Here is a 12229-nt window from a genome sequence, read left to right as displayed (position 1 = left end):
CGCGCTCAGCGATACGCCGTGGCGATTCCCCGGCGTTCGCTGAGGCAGTCCGCCTCGCCCAGTTCGAACTCGCGGCAGATCAGCGGCCGCAGTTCATAGATGCTGCAACGCATGCTGTCGCGATCCAGGGCCGCACACCAGCCGTCATCCAGGCGGCGCATGACTTCGCCGCCCCAGTCGTCGGTGTCGATAAAGCGTTCGGGCACCCCGGTGTCGGTGATCAGCATGACTTCCAGCTGGCAGCAGCAGGCCGCGCAGGTGGAGCAACTGATGGCGGGTTCGGCGATGGGGGTAACGGGAATGGTGATCATAGGCGCGCAGTGTAAGGCAGTGAGCCGAGGCTGTGTGAAAGCCCTGACGGATGCTCAGTCGCCGGTGACCAGTGGCGGCTCGCCTGGCGTCGGTCGCGCCAGTACATGCAGCAGTGGCAGCAACAGGGCCCAGAGCAGTCCCAGGCCGATCAGGGTTGGCAGCACGCCGTAAGGAAAGGTCACTTCCGCCAGGCGGCCCCCGGCGTAGTAGGACAGCGGCCCGCCCAGCGCCCCCAGTGCGCTTGCCAGCCACCAGGGGTGTGCGCTCCAGGCCAGGCAATGGCGCAAGGTGGTGGCCAGCAAGGCCCAGAGCAGCATCAGCCACCAGGGAATCAGCAGGCTGACTTGCTGGAACTGAAAGACCCCGAGCCAATGCAGGAAACTGTCCAGGGTGATGCCGATCAGGGCAATGCCGACGATCATCGGGCCTTCGTCGGCCCAGCGGCCAACCCAGCGAAAATGCGCCAGCAGGGTCGCCAGTCCGAGCAAGAGCCAGGGGCTGTCGCCACTGAGCACGCAGGTGAACCAGCCCAGCTGGAACAGCAGGGCATTGGCCAGCTGCTTAGGCATCGAAGCACCCCAGCAAGGGTTCCGGCATGGCCGCGGGCTTGGCCAGCAACAACTGCGCAGCGCCGATGCTGCGTTCCAGGAAGCCGCCTTCGCAGTAGCACAGGTAGAACTCCCACAGCCGCAGGAAGTAGGGGTCGTAGCCCAGCTCACCGAGGCGCCCGTGGGCGCGGCGGAAGTTCTCGTGCCACAGGCGCAGGGTGCGGGCGTAGTGCAGGCCGAAATCCTCCATGTGCAACAGGTTCATGTCGGTGTCGCGGCCCACCACTTCGAGCATTTTCTGTACACAGGGCAGGGCGCCGCCGGGGAAGATGTAGCGCTGGATGAAATCCACGGTGTTCTTTGCTTGTTCATAACGCTGGTCGCGGATGGTGATGGCCTGCAGCAGCATCAGCCCGTCGCTTTTCAGCAGCTGCGCACATTGCTTGAAGTAGGTGGGCAGAAAACGATGGCCCACCGCTTCGATCATCTCGATGGACACCAGCTTGTCGAATTGCCCGCGCAGGTCGCGATAATCCTCCAGCAACAGGGTCACCCGATCTTCCAGGCCCGCGGCGAGGATGCGTTGCCGGGTGAAGGCAAACTGTTCCTTGGACAAGGTGGTGGTGGTCACCCGGCAACCATAATGCTGGGCCGCATACAGGGCCATGCTGCCCCAACCGGTGCCGATCTCCAGCAAGTGGTCGGTGGGCTTGAGGGCGAGCTTCTGGCAGATGCGTTGCAGCTTGTTCAACTGGGCCTGTTCCAGGCTGTCATCGGCACGGCGAAACTGCGCCGCGGAATACATCATGGTGGGGTCGAGGAATTGTTCGAACAGCTCGTTGCCGAGGTCGTAGTGGGCGGCGATGTTTTTCTGCGAGCCCTTGCGGGTGTTGCGATTGAGCCAATGCAGGCCAAGCACCAGGGGGCGCCCGAGTCGCGCCAGGCCGCCCTCCATGGCATCCAGTACCTCCAGGTTGCTGACGAACACGCGAATTACCGCGGTCAGGTCCGGGGTGCTCCAGTAACCGTGGATAAAGGCCTCGCCGGCACCGATCGAGCCGTTGCAGGCCACCAGGCCCCAGGCACTGGCGTCGTGCACCTGGATCTCCCCAAGCAGCGCCGCAGCACTGTTGCCGAAGAGCAGGCGCTCGCCGTTCTCGACTATCGCCAGTTGCCCGTGGCGCAACTGCGCCAACTGCCGCAGAACGCCACGGCGCAGCAGGCTGGCGGTCAGGTTATGGGTGCTGAACAGCGGGCTTCTGGCCAATACGCTAGGGGCTTTCATGGCGGCGATCCTTGGGTTGTGCAGTGGCTGTGCGGAAGGCGCCGGCGGCGGCCTGATGGGGGAAGAACTTGATGCCCTTGGCCGCCAGGCGCAGGGCCTGCCAGTAGATCGCCAGGCAGGTCTTGGCGGTCATCCAGGGAAAGCGGCGCAGGTAGCGGTGCAGGCTTGGGCGATCCAGGGCCTGGCGTTGCAGGCTGAGGGTGGCATCGAACAGCTTGAGCTCGCCCTGCCAGTCGGCCATATGCACGCCAAGCCGTTCGCCGGGCGGGCTGAAGCTCATGTGGTACTCAAGATCGCGGGGCAGGAACGGCGACACATGGAAGGCCTTGGCCACGGCGAAGTGCTGGTGCTCGGGAGCCTTGGCGCTGCAAGGGCGGGCCGGCAGCACATAGTGATAGCGCTCGCGCCAGGGGGTGTTGCTGACCTCGCAGAGAATCGCCGCCAGTTGCCCGTCGGCCTCGAAGCAATAGAAGAAGCTCACCGGGTTGAACGCCAGGCCCCAGCTGCGCACCTGGGTCAGCAGGCACACCGCGCCGCCCGGCGCATGGCCGATGGCCGCGGCCACTTGCTGGCGTACTGCGTCGATCAGGCGCTGGCCCTGGCGGGTGCAGCCTGGCAGGTAGTCGCTTTCACGGAAGGCGAAGGGCGCGAAGCGGCTGCGGCCGGCCAGGGGCGAGAGCCCGAGCACCGCGTCCTGTTCGTCCAGGTCGAGGTACAAGAGGCCGATCCGGTAGCCAAAGGCATGGCCCTTGGGGGCGAAGCGCCGGTGGCTGATCCAGCCGCTGTACAGGGCACTGTTCACAGTTGCTCACCAAAGGCCTGGGCCACGCGCAAGGCGCTGACCACGCCGTCTTCATGGAAACCGTTGGCCCAGTAGGCGCCGCAGTAGAAGCTGTGCTGGGCTCCTTGCAACTCGCTCCAGCGTGCCTGGGCCGCCACGGCGTCGAGGCTGTATTGCGGATGGGCATAGGTGAAGCGGGCAAGGACTTTTGCCGGGTCTATGGCTGGGCTCTGATTGAGGCTGACGCAGAAGGTGCTGCTGCTGTTCAGGCCTTGCAGAATGTTCATGTTGTAGGTCACCGCCGCAGCGTTCTCGCCACTGGCGTCGAGGCGATAGTTCCAGCTGGCCCAGGCCAGGCGGCGCTTGGGCAGCAGGCGGGTATCGGTGTGCAGCAGCACCTCGTTGTCGGCATAGGGCAGGGCCTGGAGAATTTCCTGCTCGGCGTGGCTGGGGCTGGCCAGCAGTTGCAGGGCCTGGTCGCTGTGGCAGGCGAACACCACCTTGTCGAAACGCTCACTGCCGGCGCTGCTGTGGATCACCACGCCGAGGGCATCGCGTTCGACCCGTTGCACCGGGCAGTCGAGGCGGATGTGCTGGCGGAAGGTTGCAGTCAGCGGCTCGATATAGCGACTGGAGCCGCCCTCGATCACGCACCATTGCGGGCGGTTGCTCACCGACAGCAGGCCGTGGTTCTTGAAGAAGCGCACGAAGAACTGCAACGGAAACCCCAGCATCTGCACCCGCGACATCGACCAGATCGCCGAGCCCATGGGCACTATGTAGTGCTGGATAAAGCGCTCGCCATAGCCCTCGCGGTGCAGGTAGTCGCCCAGGGTGGTGTCGGCGGCGATGCGTTGCTGCTGCAAGTCGCGCTGGGCGGCTTTATTGAAGCGCAGGATGTCCCGCAGCATGCCCCAGAAGCCTGGCGACAGCAGGTTGCGGCGCTGGGCGAAGAGGCTGTTGAGGTTGTTGCCGTTGTACTCCAGGCCCGAGGCCGGATCGCTCACCGAGAAGCTCATTTCGGTGGGCTTGAACCTGACTCCGATCTGCCCCAGCAGGCGGATGAAGTTGGGGTAGGTCCAGTCGTTGAACACAATGAAGCCGGTATCCACCGCGTGGGTCTGGCCATCCAGCTGGATATCCAGGGTATGGGTGTGGCCGCCGATCCAGCTGCCCGCTTCGTAGACGCGGATTTCATGGCGGCGATTGAGCAGGTAGGCGCAGGTCAGCCCGGCGATGCCGCTGCCAATGATGGCGACTTTCATGGGGCATCCTCTGTGCGGGCCATGCGCCGGGCGATGGCCAGTTGCAGGCGTCCGGGGAGCCAGGCCAGCAGCTTGAGGCCGAGGATGAAGCGAGTCGGGAAGGCGATTTCCAGGTCGCGATGGGCCAGGCGCTGGTGGATATGCCGCGCGGCCTTGGCGGCCGGCCAGCTCATGGGCATGGGGAAGTCGTTGCGCGCCGTCAGTGGGGTATCGACGAAACCCGGGCTGACCAGGGTGACATCGATACCCTCGGCCGCCAGGTCGATGCGCAGGGATTGCAGCAGGTAGCGCAGCGCCGCCTTGGAGGCGCCATAGGCACCGGCCCGGGGCAGCGGCAGGTAAGTCACGGAGCTGGCCACGCCCACCAGATGGGGGCGATTGCCGGCACGCAGCAGCGGCAGCGCCGCTTCGATGCAGTAGCCGGCGGACAGCAGGTTGCTGCTCAGCACGCGCTCGAGCAGCGCCGCTTCGAACTGCCGTACCTCGATGTACTCGCAGGTTCCGGCGTTGAGGATCACGCTGTCCAGGGCGCCCCAGGCCTGGGCGATGCGCTTGCCGATCTCGCGCACCTGCAGGGCGTCGGTCAGGTCGCCGGGCACCACCAGCACCCGCCCGGGGTAGCGCAGGGCCAGGGCTTCCAGCGGCTCGCGGGAACGGGCGCTGACCGCCAGTTGGGCACCGCTGTTCAGCAGCTCTTCGGCCAGGGCCGCGCCGATGCCGCTGCTGGCGCCGGTGAGCCAGATGCGCCGGGGCATACTCGGGTTCATCCGAGCCTCCTTTTCAGCCAGGCGATGGCCGTGCCGAGTAGGGGCAGGTGTTCATAGAGCAGGGCGCCGGCGTCGAAATAGTCCCGGTGGCGATAGACCTTGCCGTCGCGCCAGTGCAGGTGCGAGCAGCCAGCGACCTGGATCAGCCGGCCACCCTTGAGGCGCGGGTGGCGGTAGCTCATGGTCCAGCGCAGGTAACCCTGGTTACTGGCGCAGGTGTCGGCGCCGTGGAATTCGAAGCGCAGGTCGCCCACGTTGGCGTAGAGCTCGGCGAAGTAGTGTTGCAGGCGATCCAGCCCCTGCACCTGATGCAGCGGGTCGGTGAACTGGATGTCGTCGCTGTAGAGCTGAGCGAGGCGTGCCAGGTTATGCCGGTCGAGGCTGGCGAAGTCTCGGGCGAAGCCTTCGAGGAAGTCAGTCATCGGCACCTCCGGCATCCAGGCGCGAGGGCAGTGCCTTGAAGGCGGCCAGGGCGCGATCCCGGGACATCGACAGGTTGACCATGGGCGCGGGGTAATCGGCAACGCCGAACAGGCCGCCCATGGCCCCCGGGTTGTGGATATCTTTCTTGTTCAGGGCCGCCAGCTGCGGCAGCCAGTGCTTGATAAAGCGTCCTTCGGGGTCGAAACGCTCGGACTGGCTCACGGGGTTGAAGATGCGAAAGTAGGGCGCGGCATCGGTGCCGGTGGAGGCGCTCCATTGCCAGCCGCCGTTGTTCGCCGCCAGGTCGCCGTCGATCAGGTGGCGCATGAAGAAGCGTTCGCCCTCGCGCCAGTCGATCAGCAGGTTCTTGGTCAAAAACATTGCCACCACCATGCGCAGGCGATTGTGCATCCAGCCGGTTGCCAGCAGTTGGCGCATGGCCGCATCGATGATCGGCAGGCCGGTGCGCCCTTCCTGCCAGGCCGCCAGTTCGTCGGGGGCGTTGCGCCAGGCCAGGGCTTCGGTTTCCGGGCGGAAGGCGCGGTGCCGCGAGACGCGCGGGTAGCCCACCAGGATGTGCTTGTAGAACTCGCGCCAGAGCAATTCGTTGATCCAGGTGACGGCGCCGGGGTTGCCGCTTTCGAATTCGCCGAAGTTGCTGCGCAAGGCCGCATGCAGGCACTGCCGGGGCGAGACCACCCCGGCGGCGAGGTAGGGCGAAAGCTGGCTGGTGCCGGGCTTGGTCGGGAAGTCGCGCTCGTTCTGGTAGTAGCTGATCTGCTCCTCGCTGAAGGCGGCCAGGCGTGCCAAGGCTGCGTCTTCGCCGGCCGGCCAGAGCTCGCGCAGGGAAGGCTCGGGGCAGGCAAAACCGGCAATCTGCCGCGGCAGCGGATCGGCCTCGATCGTCAGTGGCGCCTGGGCCTTGGGCGCGCTCAGTAGCGGCGGCAGGCTGCTGTGCAGGCGGCTGTAGCAGACCTTGCGAAATTGACTGAACACCTGGAAGTAGCCGCCACTCTTGGTCAGCACGCTGCCGGGTTGGAACAGCAATTGATCGAGATAGCCCTGGACGCTGATAGCGGCTTGCTCCAGGACGCGCGTCACGGCGGCATCGCGGCGGCTTTCATGAACGCCGTACTCCTGGTTGAAGTGCAGCCCCTGTACCTGCAATTGCCGGCACAGATCCAGCAGCACCTGGGGCGCCTGGTCCCAGGTGGTGGCGCTGCGGATCAGCAAGGGAATATTCAGCCGGCTCAGGGCCGTGCTCAGGTGCTGCAGGTTGCGCAGCCAGAAATCCACCTTGCAGGGGGCGTCGTCATGGGCCTGCCACTGTTCCGGGCTCAGCAGGTACAACGCCACCGTCGGGCCGCGTTGGGTTGCGGCAGTCAGGGCGGTGTTGTCATGTAGGCGCAGGTCGCTGCGCAGCCAGATCAATTGCATGTGGGTTTCCGCTTTAGAAAAGTGCTTGCTGCAGCAGCGCCTGGTAGGCGTCGACTGGCCCTTCGGCCAGGTACAGCTCAGCGATGTCATGGGTATGTACGGACCACTGGGCGGGGTGGATGCAGACCGCGGGTCCGACGATGAATTTTTTGCCGGCAATGCCGCTCAGCAGCCGCGGCAATTGCGCCGGGTTGAGCGCCTTGCTCGAGTACAGCAACAGGCCCCGGGCCTGTAGGCGCTCGACGGCCAGGGCCAGTTCGGCGCCGGGTAGCGGCCAGTCGAAGACTTCCACCGGGCAGTCGGCGCTGCTGGCCAGCCAGGCGGTCAGCCACAGGTGAGGCTCCAGGGCCAGGTCCGACTGGTTAACCAGCAGCAGTGGCGGGCCTTGCAGTTGGCGATTGTTGTGGTAGATCCGCGCTCCCAGCTTGCTGCGCAGCCAGGAGTAGAAGAACACCTGCTCCATCTGGCTGCCGAACTGCCCTTGCCAGTGCTGCTCCAGTTCCGCCAGCAATGGCATCAGCAGGTGTTCGCACAGGGTTCGCGGTGGATACAGCGCCATGGCCTGGTTGAAAGCATCGTCGAGCTTGCGCTCCGCCAGTTGGCCGATGGCCAGGCGCAGGTTCTGGCGCAGGGGCTGCCAGTCATTCTCGGCCGGGGGGCTGGTGTTCAGGGCGCTGCCCAGCAAGTGCTTGACCTGGCTCACCGCAACCCCGCGATTGAGCCAGGTGAGGATGGTCAGGATCTCCTGCACCTGTTCCTGGGAATACAGGCGGTGACCCTTTGCCGTGCGCCGGGGCCGGATCAGCCCATAGCGCCGCTCCCAGGCGCGCAGAGTAACGGCGTTGACCCCGGTCTGGCGCGCCACTTCGCGAATCGGCAACCAGTCCTGATTGTCAGGCGAAGAGGCTTGGGCAAGGTCCTTGGCGGACGGCTGGGCGGGAGATTCCACGGCTCAGATTCCGTTGCGCAGGCTGAGGTTTTCCGGATGCGGCTGCAGGTACAGCTGCTGGGCGATATAGGGATCGGGATGCAGGCGGAAGTGATGCTTGAGCAGGGTCATGGGCACCACCAGCGGCACTATGCCGTGGCGGTACTGGCCAATGATGTGCTGCATTTCCTGTTTGTCCTCGCTGCTGATGGCCTGCTTGAGATAGCCGCTCAGGTGCTGCAGCACATTGCTGTGGGTGCCGCGGGTGGCGCAGCGGCTCAGGGCCGCCATCAGCTGGCTGAAATACTGCGGGCCGATAAGCGCCGGATCGCTCTTGCCCATGCTCCCCAGCAGTTTGCCCAGGGCCTTGTACTGCAGTGGATGGTGGGCCATCAGCAGGTACTTGCAGCGCGAGTGGAAGTCGGTGAGGGCGCGGCGGCTCAAGCCCTGCTCGAGCAGGGCCTGCCAGTCGCGGTAGACGTAGACCCGGGCCAGGAAGTTTTCCCGCAGCACCGGATCGTTCAGGCGCCCGGCTTCCTCCACCGGCAGGTCGGGGCGCCCGGCGCAGAATGCCTGGGCATAGATGCCGCGGCCGCCGTTGCGCTGGGGAATACCGTTGGCCTGATACACCTTGACCCGCTCCAGACCGCAGGAGGGGGAGTTCTGCATAAAGATGTAGCCGCAGATTCCGTCCAGTTGCGCCGCCATCTGTGCGCCGTACTCGGCCAGCGGGCGGGTGACGTCCAGGCTGGCATCCACACTGCCCTGGGCCCGAGGTTGCTCGGCGGCACCGACCAGGCGAATGGGTTCGCGGGGGGTACCCATGCCGATGGCCACTTCCGGGCACAGGGGCAGGAAGTCGAAATGTTCGCTGAGGATGCGGCTGCACAGGCGTGATTCCTTGTGTCCACCGTTGTAGCGGACCTCGGCGCCCATCAGGCAGGCGCTGATGGCAATCTTCGGCTTGGTAGACATAGCGGCTCTCCGGGATTTACCTGTACAAAATCGGATGGCTTGTACAACTTGTCTTCATCATAGAATTAAAGTTGTACAAGTCAAATCGTTTGTATAGGTATTGCCCGGGAAGGCGAGCGGGTCAGCGCCAGCCCATCTGCCAGTCGCCGTCGTTCTGCAGGGCTTGCCAGTTCAGGCGCTGGCAGCGCTGGGTGAGCACGGCTTGCAGCTCGATGTCCTGCACCTTGCCTGCGGCATCACAGAACAACTGGCTGACCAGAAAGTGTTTCTCGCGGTGTTGCGGGTGGGCTGCTGTCCATTTCGACAGCAGCAGCTTGCGCGGATTGAGACGGTTCACTGCAGGCTTTCATGCAGCCGGCGCGCTGCTTCCTGGCCACTGAGCCAGGCGCCTTCGACTCGGCCGGACAGGCACCAGTCGCCGCATACGTAGAGCCCCAGATCGGCATCGGCCAGGGCGCCCCATTCATGGCTGGTGGCCGGGCGCGCATAGAGCCAGCGGTGAGCCAGGCTGAAGGCCGGGGCCGGCATCACGCTGTGCAGCAGTTCGGCAAAGGCACCGTGCAATTGTTCGATCACCGCCTCTTTGGGCAGGTCGATATGTTGCCGGCTCCAGGCGCTGGTGGCGTGCAGGATCCAGGTATCGAGATGGGTATCGCGCCCGGGCTTGCTGCGGTTGCGGGCCAGCCAGTCCAGGGGGCTGTCTTGTACGAAGCAGCCCTGCATCGGGGTTTCCAGAGGGGTTTCAAAGGCCAGGGCAACGGCCCAGGTCGGCTCCATCTTGACCCCTGCGGCAACTCCGGCGAGCTTCGGCGCGGCGGCCAGCAGGGCTGTGGCCTGAGGTGCCGGCGTGGCGATCACCACATGGCTGAAGGGGCCGTGGGTGAAGCCCTCGGCATCCTGCAAGTGCCAATGCTGCTCGCCCCGGTAGACTTCGGTGATGCGGCAGGAGAAATGCACTTCCAGGTCGCCGATCAGGGCGCGGGTGATGGCGCTCATGCGCGGGGTGCCGACCCAGCGGGTCTGCTCGTCCGGGGAAGGGCTGAGCTGGCCGCCATGGGAGTTGTAGAGTTGCGGCGTCCATTCGGCGACCCAGCCCTTGGCTTGCCAGCGCTGGACTTCGGTGACGAAACGGCGGTCGCGGGCGGTAAAGTACTGGGCCCCCAGGTCCAGGCTGCCGGCATCGCTGCGCTTGCTCGACATGCGTCCACCACTGCCATGGCTTTTGTCGAAGAGTTGGACGCTGTGCCCGGCATCCTTGAGGGATTGGGCTGCGGAGAGTCCGGCAATGCCGGTACCAATGATTGCGATGGGTACTGTCATAGGGGCCTCGTTTACCTTTCTGTACAGATTACGCCGCTACTAAAACCTGTACAATATTGTTATTTGGTACAGGTTTCGGCGTCATCGGTTGTGCAGGTTGTCTATCGTTAAAACACAGCCTGTCCGATTGAAAAGATCCCTGCTTATAAAAATAGACTAGTGATTCGGGTAAAACGCCACGCGAGGAAGATGTCATGCATATATTGCTGACCGGCGGTACTGGTTTGATCGGGCGGGCGTTGTGTCGTCATTGGCAGGCCCAGGGTCATCAGTTGAGTGTATGGACGCGTCAGCCCGAAAAAGTGGCCGCGTTGTGTGGGCCCCAGGTGCGGGCCATCAAGACTTTGCAAGAGCTGGACCAGGCCCCGCTGGACGCGGTGATCAACCTGGCCGGCGCGCCGATTGCCGACCGGCCCTGGACTCACAAGCGCAAGGCGTTACTGTGGGGCAGCCGTATCACCCTCACCGAAACCCTGCTCAACTGGCTGGAAAGCCGCGAGCAAAAGCCCAGGGTCCTGCTCTCGGGGTCGGCGGTGGGCTGGTACGGCGATGCCGGCGAGCGTGAGGTGAGCGAAGATTCGCCACCGGTCAGCGAGGACTTTGCCAGCCAGCTATGCATCGCCTGGGAGGAAACCGCGCAACGAGCCGAGGCCATTGGAGTGCGTGTGGTGCTGTTGCGCACCGGTTTGGTGCTTTCTGCCGAGGGCGGCTTTTTGTCGCGCCTGCTGCTGCCGTTCAAGCTGGGGCTGGGTGGCCCGATTGGCAACGGTCGGCAGTGGATGCCGTGGATTCACATCGACGACCAAATTGCCCTGATTGATTTTCTTGTGCATCAGGATGAGGCACGGGGTCCTTATAATGCCTGCGCGCCGAAACCGGTGCGCAACCGGGAATTCGCCAAGAGCCTGGGGCGGGTCCTGCATCGGCCGGCGTTGATACCGCTGCCGGCCTTTGTCTTGCGCCTGGCGCTGGGGGAGTTGTCGGTGCTGTTGCTGGGTGGCCAGCGTGCCGTTCCCGCGCGGTTGCTGGAGGCGGGTTTCGCCTTCCGCTTCACTGATTTACCTGCGGCCCTGGACGATGTGTCCAGCCGCCTTTGAAATAGGACGTTGCATGACCGATCACGCGTTGCTCCTGGTCAATCTCGGTTCGCCGGCCTCCACCTCGGTGGCGGATGTGCGCAGCTACCTCAATCAGTTCCTGATGGACCCTTATGTGATCGACCTGCCCTGGCCGGTGCGACGCTTGCTGGTGTCGCTGATCCTGATCAAGCGCCCGGAGCAGTCGGCCCACGCCTATGCCTCGATCTGGTGGGACGAGGGCTCGCCGCTGGTGGTGCTCAGCCGTCGCCTGCAGCAGGTGATGCGCGAGCAGTGGCAGCAGGGGCCGGTGGAACTGGCGATGCGTTATGGCGAACCGTCGATCGAATCGGCACTGCTCAAGCTGGTGGCCCAGGGGCACCGGAAGATCACCCTGGCGCCGCTGTACCCGCAGTTTGCCGACAGCACGGTGACCACCGTGCTCGAAGAGGCCCGGCGCGTGGTGCGCGAGCATCAGCTGGATGTGCAGTTCAGCGTGCTGCAGCCCTTCTATGACCAGCCCGAATACATCGAGGCCCTGGTGGCCAGCGTCAAGCCGCACCTGGCGCAGTCGTTCGACCATCTGCTGCTGAGTTTCCACGGCCTGCCCGAGCGGCATTTGACCAAGCTCAACCCCGGGCATGCCCTGGGTGGGCAGGGTGACTGTTGCGCGGCGTCTTCGCCGCAGGTGCTTGCCAATTGTTATCGCGGCCAATGCTTCCGTACCGCCAAGCGCTTCGCCGAGCAGATGGGCCTGGCCGATGGGCAATGGTCGGTGTCCTTCCAGTCGCGGCTGGGGCGGGCGAAATGGATCGAACCCTATACCGAGGCGCGGCTCGATGAGTTGGCCAAGCAGGGGGTGAAGAAGCTGCTGGTGATGTGCCCGGCATTCGTCGCCGATTGCATCGAGACCCTGGAGGAAATCGGTGATCGCGGTCGTGAGCAGTTCCGCGAGGCGGGAGGGGAGGAGCTGTTGTTGATTCCGTGCCTGAATGACGATGCGCAATGGGCCAAGGCCCTGAGCACCTTGTGCGCACGAGCGCCCTTGGCATTGTAGAAGCTTCGCCGGCCAGCCGGCTCCTACCGGGTGTTGGTAGGAGCCGGCTGGCCGG

14 protein-coding genes are annotated in these 12229 nt (G+C 64.7%); 2 read left to right on the top strand and 12 right to left on the bottom strand.

Annotation, left to right across the window (positions count from 1 at the left end; translation table 11 throughout):
* Positions 1 to 5: 5 nt before the first annotated feature.
* The 12 genes from J4P02_RS25470 to J4P02_RS25415 form a co-directional block, all read right to left on the bottom strand.
* Entirely contained in the window at positions 6 to 311 is a 306-nt protein-coding gene (locus J4P02_RS25470) for a YkgJ family cysteine cluster protein (RefSeq protein ID WP_426195514.1), read from the bottom strand.
* 54 nt (positions 312 to 365) lie between these two features.
* The gene (locus J4P02_RS25465) at positions 366 to 881 is read right to left on the bottom strand and encodes a DUF2878 domain-containing protein (RefSeq protein WP_426195512.1); all 516 of its coding nucleotides are present in this window, start codon (positions 879 to 881) and stop codon (positions 366 to 368) included.
* Positions 874 to 2145 (bottom strand): class I SAM-dependent methyltransferase, encoded by a 1272-nt coding sequence (locus tag J4P02_RS25460; RefSeq protein WP_426195510.1) that lies wholly within the window; start codon positions 2143 to 2145, stop codon positions 874 to 876. Before J4P02_RS25460 ends, J4P02_RS25465 begins: the two co-directional genes overlap by 8 nt.
* Positions 2132 to 2947, bottom strand: a complete 816-nt coding sequence (locus J4P02_RS25455) for a DUF1365 domain-containing protein (protein WP_426195508.1) — start codon at positions 2945 to 2947, stop codon at positions 2132 to 2134. The genes J4P02_RS25460 and J4P02_RS25455 overlap by 14 nt, the downstream gene beginning before the upstream one ends.
* The gene (locus J4P02_RS25450) at positions 2944 to 4191 is read right to left on the bottom strand and encodes an NAD(P)/FAD-dependent oxidoreductase (protein ID WP_426195506.1); all 1248 of its coding nucleotides are present in this window, start codon (positions 4189 to 4191) and stop codon (positions 2944 to 2946) included. The genes J4P02_RS25455 and J4P02_RS25450 overlap by 4 nt, the downstream gene beginning before the upstream one ends.
* On the bottom strand, positions 4188 to 4958 hold the full coding sequence (locus J4P02_RS25445) for an SDR family NAD(P)-dependent oxidoreductase (protein ID WP_426195504.1): 771 nt from the start codon (positions 4956 to 4958) through the stop codon (positions 4188 to 4190). Before J4P02_RS25445 ends, J4P02_RS25450 begins: the two co-directional genes overlap by 4 nt.
* Positions 4955 to 5380: a nuclear transport factor 2 family protein gene (locus J4P02_RS25440; RefSeq protein WP_426195501.1), complete on the bottom strand. Its 426-nt coding sequence runs from the start codon at positions 5378 to 5380 to the stop codon at positions 4955 to 4957. The genes J4P02_RS25445 and J4P02_RS25440 overlap by 4 nt, the downstream gene beginning before the upstream one ends.
* Complete coding sequence (phrB, locus tag J4P02_RS25435) at positions 5373 to 6818, bottom strand: deoxyribodipyrimidine photo-lyase (RefSeq protein ID WP_426195499.1); 1446 nt, start codon at positions 6816 to 6818, stop codon at positions 5373 to 5375. The genes J4P02_RS25440 and phrB overlap by 8 nt, the downstream gene beginning before the upstream one ends.
* 13 nt (positions 6819 to 6831) lie before the next feature.
* Positions 6832 to 7767: a MerR family transcriptional regulator gene (locus J4P02_RS25430; RefSeq protein ID WP_426195497.1), complete on the bottom strand. Its 936-nt coding sequence runs from the start codon at positions 7765 to 7767 to the stop codon at positions 6832 to 6834.
* Between the two features lie 3 nt (positions 7768 to 7770).
* Positions 7771 to 8721 (bottom strand): YbgA family protein, encoded by a 951-nt coding sequence (locus J4P02_RS25425; RefSeq protein WP_426195495.1) that lies wholly within the window; start codon positions 8719 to 8721, stop codon positions 7771 to 7773.
* A 121-nt stretch (positions 8722 to 8842) separates the two neighbouring features.
* Positions 8843 to 9058, bottom strand: a complete 216-nt coding sequence (locus J4P02_RS25420) for a TIGR02450 family Trp-rich protein (protein WP_426195493.1) — start codon at positions 9056 to 9058, stop codon at positions 8843 to 8845.
* Entirely contained in the window at positions 9055 to 10041 is a 987-nt protein-coding gene (locus J4P02_RS25415) for an NAD(P)/FAD-dependent oxidoreductase (protein WP_426195491.1), read from the bottom strand. Before J4P02_RS25415 ends, J4P02_RS25420 begins: the two co-directional genes overlap by 4 nt.
* A gap of 194 nt (positions 10042 to 10235) precedes the next feature.
* Between J4P02_RS25415 and J4P02_RS25410 the strand changes: the two genes are divergently transcribed.
* Together J4P02_RS25410 and hemH are read left to right on the top strand one after the other, a co-directional pair.
* On the top strand, positions 10236 to 11138 hold the full coding sequence (locus tag J4P02_RS25410; RefSeq protein WP_426195489.1) for a TIGR01777 family oxidoreductase: 903 nt from the start codon (positions 10236 to 10238) through the stop codon (positions 11136 to 11138).
* 13 nt (positions 11139 to 11151) lie between these two features.
* On the top strand, positions 11152 to 12174 hold the full coding sequence (gene hemH / locus J4P02_RS25405) for a ferrochelatase (RefSeq protein WP_426195487.1): 1023 nt from the start codon (positions 11152 to 11154) through the stop codon (positions 12172 to 12174).
* Positions 12175 to 12229 lie beyond the last annotated feature (55 nt).

Source organism: Pseudomonas sp. NFXW11 (assembly GCF_049887815.1).
Taxonomy (GTDB): domain Bacteria; phylum Pseudomonadota; class Gammaproteobacteria; order Pseudomonadales; family Pseudomonadaceae; genus Aquipseudomonas.
This window is presented reverse-complemented; position numbering and strand designations above follow the sequence as displayed.

Bases quoted from the DNA above. Each gene is read 5' to 3' on its own strand.
- J4P02_RS25470 (WP_426195514.1), bottom strand. From the start codon at position 311: ATGATCACCATTCCCGTTACCCCCATCGCCGAACCCGCCATCAGTTGC.
- J4P02_RS25465 (WP_426195512.1), bottom strand. From the start codon at position 881: ATGCCTAAGCAGCTGGCCAATGCCCTGCTGTTCCAGCTGGGCTGGTTC.
- J4P02_RS25460 (WP_426195510.1), bottom strand. From the start codon at position 2,145: ATGAAAGCCCCTAGCGTATTGGCCAGAAGCCCGCTGTTCAGCACCCAT.
- J4P02_RS25450 (WP_426195506.1), bottom strand. From the start codon at position 4,191: ATGAAAGTCGCCATCATTGGCAGCGGCATCGCCGGGCTGACCTGCGCC.
- J4P02_RS25445 (WP_426195504.1), bottom strand. From the start codon at position 4,958: ATGAACCCGAGTATGCCCCGGCGCATCTGGCTCACCGGCGCCAGCAGC.
- J4P02_RS25440 (WP_426195501.1), bottom strand. From the start codon at position 5,380: ATGACTGACTTCCTCGAAGGCTTCGCCCGAGACTTCGCCAGCCTCGAC.
- phrB (WP_426195499.1), bottom strand. From the start codon at position 6,818: ATGCAATTGATCTGGCTGCGCAGCGACCTGCGCCTACATGACAACACC.
- J4P02_RS25425 (WP_426195495.1), bottom strand. From the start codon at position 8,721: ATGTCTACCAAGCCGAAGATTGCCATCAGCGCCTGCCTGATGGGCGCC.
- J4P02_RS25415 (WP_426195491.1), bottom strand. From the start codon at position 10,041: ATGACAGTACCCATCGCAATCATTGGTACCGGCATTGCCGGACTCTCC.
- J4P02_RS25410 (WP_426195489.1), top strand. From the start codon at position 10,236: ATGCATATATTGCTGACCGGCGGTACTGGTTTGATCGGGCGGGCGTTG.
- hemH (WP_426195487.1), top strand. From the start codon at position 11,152: ATGACCGATCACGCGTTGCTCCTGGTCAATCTCGGTTCGCCGGCCTCC.